This is a genomic window from Acetobacter okinawensis JCM 25146 (assembly GCF_000613865.1).
Taxonomy (GTDB): Bacteria; Pseudomonadota; Alphaproteobacteria; order Acetobacterales; family Acetobacteraceae; genus Acetobacter; species Acetobacter okinawensis.
In genome coordinates this window covers 1-8031 of the sequence record NZ_BAJU01000067.1, presented here as the reverse complement: position 1 = coordinate 8031, position 8031 = coordinate 1, and the positions used below count along the sequence as shown (strand labels likewise).

The following is an 8031-nucleotide window of genomic DNA, read 5'->3' as shown; positions in this document are numbered from 1 at the left end:
CGGCTATGGCAGGCAGCGGCTGGGTGCCACCCCTGCGGCCCTGCTCCTGCCCGCCCCCTTCAAACAAAGGGGCCAGTGGCCTTGGGGCGGGGCCGCGCAGTAGCAGCGCACCCGCCCCCTTTGGGCCGCCCATTTTGTGGCCGGAGCAGGCCAGACTGTCCGCCCCGCATTGCTCTACACTCAGTTCCATACGTCCTGCGGCCTGCACCGCATCCACATGCAGGTGCGCGCCATACTGGCGGCACAGGCGCGCTACCTCATCCAGAGGATGGAGCACACCTGTCTCGTTATTAGCCAGCATAAGGCAGACAAACGCAGGCGTACTGCCCGCATGCAGGGCCGCCTCCAGCAGGTCCAGCCGGACCTGCCCGTGCGTGTCCACTTCCAGCCAGCCTACATCCGCCCCATCGGGCATGCCCTTGCGCACGGCGTCATGCTCGGTGCGCCCGACCAGAAAACGCCGTCCCTGCCCCAGCCCGTGCATGGCCAGCACGTTGGCCTCCGTGCCGCCTGCGGTAAACACGCAGTTCAGTGGGGCAACATCCATACGGCTGGCCAGTGTGTTGCGTGCTTCCTCCAGCAAAGCGCGCGCACGCCGCCCGGCCTGATGCACCGATGATGGATTCCCTGTAACGTCCGCTGCCTCCAGCATGGCCGCGCGGGCCTTGGGGCGCAGGGGTTCGGTCGCATTGGCGTCAAGATAAACAGGGTTGGAAAAATTCATTTCCTTATCATCTATTTTTTTGTTCATGCCGTTTATATACCCGAACCCATACCAGAACTGCGCTTTTTGCAGGCCGCACAGTACGGCCCCTGTCACGATTTATGTGGAAATTCAGCCCCTGCAACAGCTATAGAGTGCCACATGGTCAGCACCACAGGGCACAATGAAGGCAGCAGGATGGAAACGGGTTTTCCCGCGTCCGCAGCATTCACGGACAATACCCCGGCTGATTATGCCTGCGTTTTGCGCAAGGTCAACGCCAGAGTGTGCCTTTCCCCTTTTCTGGTCGTGGGACGGACACCATGTGTCTGTATGCGTTCCTTTTTCCGTTTTCCCCCAGAAACGGAAAAGGGAATGTGCTGAGCAGAAGTTAAAGCTTGCGGGCTTTATGCCCCGCATACCCCGGCCGTGAACGTGGCATCGTTCCTGACCGGGGCAGTTACTGAACCCGGAAGCGTCATGCCCGTGGACGTCCTTCCCAGATCAAGCGGAACCTACATGCCTGAGGTTATGTTTGCCGGCCCGGATGGACGTCTTGAAGGGCGTTATCACCACTCAAACGAGCCCAACGCCCCGCTTGCCCTCGTGCTGCACCCGCACCCGCTGCACGGCGGCACCATGAACAACCGGATTACATACGCCCTGTACCGCACGTTCGAGAACATGGGCTTTTCCGTCATGCGCTACAACTCCCGTGGGGTTGGGCGCTCGCAGGGGCGTTTTGATGGCGGCATTGGTGAAATTTCCGATGCAGCAGCAGCCCTTGACTGGATGCAGATGATCAACCCAACGCCAGCGGTCTGTGGATTGCGGGCTATTCCTTCGGGGCGTTCGTGGGCATGCAGTTGCTGATGCGCCGGCCAGAAATTACCGGTTGGATCAGCATTGCACCACCAGCTGCACATTATGACTTCGGCTTTCTGGCCCCCTGTCCATGCGGCGGGCTGATGATTGCCGGGGGCAAGGATGACATGGCCCCCGAGCCCGCCATCCACAAGCTGGTGGACAAGCTGAACACCCAGAAGGGTGTTGCCGTGGATTACCGCATCTACCCCGAAGCGGACCATATTTTTGCCAAGCAGGCAGACAAGATTACCGCTGCGGTGGAAGACCACGTCACCCGCGCCATGGGCCAGCAGCACATGGCCCTTGCCGCGGACTAAGCCTTAAAAAAACAGCCCCCAACGCGCCGGATAAAACTTGCCGGTGCGTTGGGGGCTGCTACCAAACCTGCCCGTATGCGTACGGGCTGAGCGTGATCGCTCAGTCCTGCGTACGGCGTGGGTTGGCCAGTTCACGCACAACGCCATGCAGGGTCCGCAATTCCTGCTCGGTGACTTCGCCACGGGTAAAAAAGTGGCGCAGGTTGCGCACCATGCCCGGACGTTGCTCGTTCCGCAAAAACCCACATCCATCCAGCTCACGCACAAGATGGCTCATGAAGTTCTCAAGCTCACCCTTGGTGGCGACATGTGTCTCATTGGTCATCAGCGTACGCGGTGGTGTGGCATCTGTGGCCATCCACCATTCATACGCCATAATCATGACCGCCTGCGCCAGATTGAGCGACATAAAGGTGGGGTTGAGCGGGTAGCGGATCAGCGCGTCCGCGCGCGCCATATCCTCATTATCAAGCCCCGCCCGCTCGGGGCCAAACATCAGCCCGACCTTGAGCCCGCGCTGCGTGGCCGCACGCAGTTCCGCAGCCCCGCCGCGCGCGGTCATGACTGTTTTAACAATATGGCGTGGCCGGGGACAGGTGGCATACACATGGTGCAGGTCGGCAATGGCGTCATCTACACTCTCGTGCACTGTCGCCGCTTCCAATATCCTGTCCGCGCCCGAGGCCGTACGCCATGCCCTGTCCTGCGGCCAGCCGTCACGCGGGCTGACAAGCCGGAGGTGGAACAGGCCGCCATTGGCCATGGCGCGGGCTGTGGTCCCTATGTTTTCGGCCATTTGTGGCCGCACCAGAATAACAACAGGTGTGTTGCCCAAAGGCTCCAGCGGTGCCCCGCCATCCCGCCCGGTCATGCGCGCCTCCAGCTTGTTCCGTCTTTGGTATCTTCAAGCACAATCCCCTGTGCCTGTAACTGGTCGCGCAGGGCATCGGCCCTTGCAAAATCGCGCGCCTTTTTGGCGGCCAGCCGCTCGGCGATCAGCCCCTCAATAGCGGCATCTTCCTCTACCGAGGCCCCACCCTTGAACCAGAGCTGCGGGTCATCCTGCAAAAGCCCGAGCAGGCGGCCACCCGCACGCAGAGCACCTGCGGCATCCCGGTCCCCCCCCATGGCCTGATTGGCCAGCACATGCAGCTCGGCAATGGCTTTGGGGGTGTTCAGATCTTCTTCCAACGCGGCGCGTACGGTTTGCGGGACGGGAGCCTCGGGAATATTCGTAACGCTGGAAAGCGCGCGGTAGAAGCGGTCAAGCGTTTTGCGCGCCTCGTTCAGCCCGGCCTGTGTGTAATTCAGGGTGGAGCGATAATGCGCGCCCAGCAGCAGCAGGCGCAAAGCCTCCGCCGGAGCCTGCGCCAGCACGTCGCGGATGGTCAGGAAATTGCCCAAAGACTTGGACATTTTCTCGCCCTCGACCAAAAGCATGGCGTTATGCACCCAGTAATTGGCGAACTGGCTGTGCGGAAAGCAGCACAGGCTCTGCGCACGTTCGTTCTCATGATGCGGGAAGAGCAGGTCCGAGCCACCGCCATGAATGTCAAAACTATCGCCCAGATAACGGTGCGACATGGCCGAGCACTCAATATGCCACCCCGGACGCCCACGGCCCCATGGACTCTCCCACCCCGGCTGCTCCGCGTCCGATGGTTTCCACAGCACAAAATCCCCTGCGGCTTTCTTGTACGGGGCAACCTCCACACGGGCTCCGGCCTCCAGCTCATCGGGGTTGCGGCCCGACAGTGCACCGTAGGAGGGAAAAGACCCGACCGAAAACAGCACATGCCCCTGTGCCTCATACGCATGCCCGTTCTCAATCAGACGGGCGATCATGGCCTGCATCTCGCCTATGTTATGGGTCGCGCGGGGTTCTATGTCGGGGGGCAGCACGCCAAGGGCCGCCAGGTCCTTGTGGAACTCCTGCGTGGTGCGCTGGGTGAGTGCGCCAATATCCTCCCCATTCGCACGGGCGCGGGCGGTTATCTTGTCATCCACATCGGTAATGTTGCGTACAAATGTTACCCGTGGGTACAGGGTGCGCAGCAGCCGGACCAGCACATCCGCCGTAAGCATGGCGCGCAAATTGCCGATATGCGCCAGATCATACACCGTGGGACCGCAGTAATAGACCTTGATATGTGCCGGATCGAGCGGCTGGAACGGCACGGTCGCACGGCGTTGGCTGTCGTGCAGGAACAGGGCGGGGGCGGGGCTTTGGGATGCGTGCGGCATGTCCGCCTAGATGCGCCACCCATGAAAACGATGCAATATCTGTATGGGCCAAAAAAACCGCGATTATTCCAAAAAACAGGGCTTGACGCTCCAACCCTTTTATCGCTTATAGTCCCGACTTACAGAGAATGCGTATCTATGCCCTTATAGCTCAGTGGTAGAGCAACCGCCTTGTAAGCGGTAGGTCTTCAGTTCAAATCTGAATGGGGGCACCATTTTCTTTCCCACCCAAATCACAGTCCGTTATGGCGCGCCACTCCCGTGAGGAGTGACTTGCTCAATACCTGATTGCACGGCAACTCTACTTGCTAGGCGCCACCATAACAGGCGGGGCACCGTCGAGAGAGCCCCGCAGAGCCTGCGCACACCCCACCCGCCTGCCAGCATATTTACCGGACGACCCAGCCGTCCTGCCTGAGCGCCACACCAGCAAGGTACAGGCTGCCACAGATCAGCACCCGCGCGGGGTGCTCAGGCTGTGCTTGGGCCGCCAGAGCGGTCAGGGCCTGTGCCAGTGTGGGGCCGACATGGGCCTTGCCCCCCGATGCTTCCACAATAGCCTGCGCAGGCAGGGCCAGATGCTGCTCGGGTTCGCAGATGGCCCACAGGTCATCCGCATGTGGGAGCAACGGACCTAAAAAGCCTGATGCATCCTTGGTCTGCTTCATCCCCACCAGCATATGTAAGGGACGGTCCTTCCAGTGGGTCAGCTCCTGCGCCAGCGCCACACCGGCTCCGGGGTTGTGCCCACCATCAAGCCAGAGTTCCCACCCCGCTGGCAGCAGGGCCGCCAGATGGCCGTGCAAGCGCTGCATGCGCGCAGGCCATTGCACCTGCCCTACCCCCTGCCACGCAGTCTGGGGCAGAGCCAGACCGGACAGGCGCAGGGCCTCTACCGCCAGACCGGCGTTTTCCATCTGCCACGGTCCAGCAAGGGCTGGCATGGGCAGGTCCAGTGTGCCCTGTGCATCCGTCAGGCGCAGCCCGGCAGGCCTGTCCGCGCTGGCAGGCAAGGGGGCAATGCTCCATTCCACACCACGGCGGGCCAGAGATGTCCCCACTGCGTGGGCCTGCGCTGCGAGAACCTGCATGACCTCGGCAGGCTGGCTACCCGTAACCGCAGGCACACCGGGTTTGAAGATACCGGCTTTTTCCGCGGCAATCGCTGCCAGCGAATCGCCCAGAAAGGCCTCATGATCGCGAGATATGGCGGTAACAATACATGCTGCGGGGCGTTCGAGCACATTGGTGGCATCGCACCGCCCACCCAGACCGACCTCAATAATGGCCAGTTCCGCCGGGTGGCGGGCAAACAGCACAAAGCCCGCGGCAGTCAACACCTCAAACACGGTAATGGGTGCACCGTCATTCACCCGCTCGATCTGTTCAAGTGTGGCCACCAGTTCGGCCTCGCTGACCAGATGGCCCGCAATGCGGAACCGCTCGGTCACATCCACCAGATGCGGAGAGGTCATGACATGTACGCGCCAGCCAGCGGCCTCGGCTATGGCGCGCAGGGTCGCACAGGTGCTGCCCTTGCCATTGGTACCAGCCACATGAATAACCGGCGGCAGTTTACGCTCGGGGTGGCCCAGACGGGCCAGCAGCCCCTCCAGCCGACCAAGCGAGAGGTCAATCAGGGCTGGATAAAGGTGGTTCAGCCGTTGCAAAACCTCCCCCGTACGGCCCGTAAATTCGGGCACCGGAGCGGTGCCCCCGGTCTGCGTCTGCGCCACGGACAGGCTTACTCGGCCGCAGCCGCAGGGGCTGCAACCGGCTTGGGCGGAGGTGCTGTAACATCGGCCGGGGCATGGGTGAGCAGGCCGATCAGGCGCGCCAGTGTGGCGGGCATATCCTTGCGGGCCACAACCATGTCCAGCATGCCGTGTTCGAGCAGATATTCGGAGCGCTGGAAGCCTTCTGGCAGCTTTTCACGCACGGTGTCCTGAATAACGCGGGGACCGGCAAAGCCGATCAGGGCGTTGGGCTCACCAATCTGCACATCACCCAGCATGGCGAAGGAGGCCGTAACCCCACCCGTTGTCGGGTTGGTCAGCACCACAATATAGGGCAGGCCCGCATCACGCAGCATCTGCACCGCAACGGTTGTGCGGGGCATCTGCATCAGGCTGAGCACCCCTTCCTGCATGCGTGCACCGCCAGATGCGGTAAACACCACCAGCGGGGATTTTTGCAAAATGGCCAGCCGGGCAGCCGCCACAAACCTCTCGCCAAAGGCGGCACCCATGGTGCCTGCCATAAATTCAAACGCCATAACGCCCACAACGGCATTATGCCCGCCAATGGTGCCGTGGGCGACCACAAGGGACTCGTCCAGATGGCTTTTGGCGCGCGCATCCTTCAGGCGGTCGGTATATTTTTTCTGGTCGCGGAAGCCTAGCGGGTCCACGGGGGCCAGCGGCAGCTCAATGCGGGTGAACTCGCCGTTGTCAAAGGTCCATGCCAGACGGTCGCTTACCAGCACGCGCATGTGGTGCCCGCAATGGGGGCAGACATTCTGCGCTTTGCGCAGTTCCTTGGTCAGGACCATCTGGGAGCATGAATCACAGGTGGTCCACAGGTTATCCGGTACATCACGGCGCAAAAGACCGCGGATTTTCGGACGGACGTATTCGGTGATCCAGCTCATTTTGAACCCTGTAACTGCACGAGACGAATGGCGCGGACCCTGCACGCCTGCGTGGTTGCATTACGCGGGCGGGGCCAATCTGCCAAGTGATTATGCAAAGACCGGACCACGCAGGTCCGGGCAGGCAGGCCCCGGACAGGCCATACCCACCCCAACGCGCATGGTTTTACAGCGCGCCTTCAACCCATGCCTTAAGCTGGCTTTTGGGCAGGGCCCCGACTTTTGTGTCCACCACCTTGCCATCACGCACCAGCATAAGGGTGGGGATGGAGCGCACGCCATAGGTGTTGGGTGTTACGGGGTTGTCATCAATATTGATCTTGGCGACCGTAACCTTGCCCTGCATGTCCTTGCCGATTTCTTCCAGCGCCGGGCCGATCATTTTGCACGGGCCGCACCATTCTGCCCAGAAATCAACCAGAACAAGGCCGGACGCCTTGAGCACTGCGGCATCAAAACTGGAATCGCTGACAGCAAGCGTATGTTCACTCATGACATGTTTTCCTTCCTACGGGGGTGCGGGAGCACTCCACGCTGTCTTTTTCATCAGGTCTGGCCGAGCACTCGGAGCAGGCTCGAGCAGACCGGGGTTCCCCTAACACTTAAGGCGGCCTGCGCCGTGGTCAAGATGCCCCTCCACCACCGGGGGTGGGAACGTGCCGGTCCAGCAAGCTATCCGGTAACTGGTCGGCACGGGGCAGTTCGGTCCAGACCAGCACACAGACAACCTGCCTGTCCGGCCACAGGCCCTGCAACAGGGCACGGTAGGCCGCCATCTGACGCAGGTACAGTACCGGAGTCTGCTCCACCGTACGCGGGGCGTGGCGACCACTTTTGTAATCACACACCACAACCCGGTCGGGCAGAACGCACATACGGTCCACCTGCCCGACAATAACCTGCCCCCCGGCAATACCCGCCAGCCGCTGCTCGGCCCGCGCCTGCGGGGCAAACAGGTCCACCAGTGCAGGCATGCGCAACACGGCCACAATCTGGGCCGCCAGCGTGGCAGCCTCTGCCGCAGTCAACCCCGCTGCCGGGCGGGCCAGCCAGTCTGTGGCAAGCCGCTCCTGCTCCGCCACGGGGTGTTCAGGCAGAAACTGCAACAAGGAGTGCACCAGATTCCCCTTGCGGAATGCCGCCTCCCCGCGCCTTGGCCGGGGTTATGGCCGCCACATCCAGCGGAGAGCGCGCAGGCGGCAGTGGGCCCAACATGGTGTCATCCGGCCTGCTGGGGGCCAGCGGGCGGG

Annotated in this window: 6 protein-coding genes, 1 tRNA gene and 2 pseudogenes; 2 read left to right on the top strand and 7 right to left on the bottom strand. The window is 61.9% G+C overall.

Annotated features, from left to right (window positions below; translation table 11 throughout):
• A partial coding sequence (locus tag JCM25146_RS14980; RefSeq protein ID WP_025829024.1) for a cysteine desulfurase family protein occupies positions 1-751 on the bottom strand: 751 nt, incomplete at its 3' end.
• Positions 752-1222: 471 nt separating this feature from the next.
• Here JCM25146_RS14980 and JCM25146_RS20015 point away from each other — a divergent pair.
• Positions 1223-1887, top strand: a pseudogene (locus JCM25146_RS20015) (alpha/beta hydrolase).
• Between the two features lie 100 nt (positions 1888-1987).
• On the opposite strand, the gene JCM25146_RS14965 reads toward JCM25146_RS20015, so the two are convergent.
• Together JCM25146_RS14965 and cysS are read right to left on the bottom strand one after the other, a co-directional pair.
• The gene (locus JCM25146_RS14965) at positions 1988-2758 is read right to left on the bottom strand and encodes an RNA methyltransferase (protein ID WP_025829021.1); all 771 of its coding nucleotides are present in this window, start codon (positions 2756-2758) and stop codon (positions 1988-1990) included.
• Positions 2755-4131: a cysteine--tRNA ligase gene (cysS, locus tag JCM25146_RS20010; RefSeq protein ID WP_035372759.1), complete on the bottom strand. Its 1377-nt coding sequence runs from the start codon at positions 4129-4131 to the stop codon at positions 2755-2757. The genes JCM25146_RS14965 and cysS overlap by 4 nt, the downstream gene beginning before the upstream one ends.
• Positions 4132-4271: 140 nt before the next feature.
• On the opposite strand from cysS, the gene JCM25146_RS14955 reads away from it, so the two are divergent.
• A tRNA-Thr gene (locus tag JCM25146_RS14955) sits at positions 4272-4346 on the top strand.
• Positions 4347-4520: 174 nt separating this feature from the next.
• Here the strand turns inward: JCM25146_RS14955 and JCM25146_RS14950 are convergent.
• From JCM25146_RS14950 to JCM25146_RS14935, 4 genes and pseudogenes are all read right to left on the bottom strand, one after another.
• Complete coding sequence (locus JCM25146_RS14950; protein ID WP_025829020.1) at positions 4521-5867, bottom strand: bifunctional folylpolyglutamate synthase/dihydrofolate synthase; 1347 nt, start codon at positions 5865-5867, stop codon at positions 4521-4523.
• An 8-nt stretch (positions 5868-5875) separates the two neighbouring features.
• Positions 5876-6781 carry an acetyl-CoA carboxylase, carboxyltransferase subunit beta gene (accD, locus tag JCM25146_RS14945; protein WP_025829018.1) on the bottom strand — a complete coding sequence of 302 codons (906 nt, stop codon included), beginning with the start codon at positions 6779-6781 and terminating at the stop codon, positions 5876-5878.
• Positions 6782-6947: 166 nt separating this feature from the next.
• Positions 6948-7274: a thioredoxin TrxA gene (gene trxA, locus JCM25146_RS14940; protein WP_025829016.1), complete on the bottom strand. Its 327-nt coding sequence runs from the start codon at positions 7272-7274 to the stop codon at positions 6948-6950.
• Positions 7275-7404: 130 nt separating this feature from the next.
• Positions 7405-8031 (bottom strand): annotated as a pseudogene (locus tag JCM25146_RS14935) (PD-(D/E)XK nuclease family protein); the annotation flags it as partial.